This is a genomic window from Shewanella sp. AS16, assembly GCF_021412365.1.
GTDB classification, from domain to species: Bacteria; Pseudomonadota; Gammaproteobacteria; order Enterobacterales; family Shewanellaceae; genus Shewanella; species Shewanella salipaludis.
Map to the genome: position 1 here is coordinate 1 of NZ_JAKCLK010000467.1, position 279 is coordinate 279.

A 279-nucleotide genomic window follows, 5' to 3' on the forward strand; every position below is an offset into this window, starting at 1 on the left:
TCAGCGTGCCATAGATGTAGTCGAGATTGGCGAAGTTGTGGTTTCTGAGGAAGCTTTCCGCGCTCGCATACTCCTTGCGGAACGCGTATCTGGTGTAGAAGGTGTGGTTGCGGCCGTGCTGGCGGGCGATGAACGAGGTCATGTTGGCCGCGCCGGCGGAAACGCCGTAGCACATGTCCACGTCGATGCCGTCCTCCAGCATGCGGTCCATAACGCCGCAGCCGAAAATCGCGCGGAACCCGCCGCCCACATCAATCATCGCGGTCTTCAGTGCCATAT

At 59.9% G+C, this 279-nt stretch carries 1 protein-coding gene; it reads right to left on the reverse strand.

The genetic code is table 11. The annotated features are described in order from the left end of the window. Positions 1-279: patatin-like phospholipase family protein (locus LZP73_RS21130; protein ID WP_234236973.1), on the reverse strand; the 279-nt coding region annotated here is incomplete at both ends.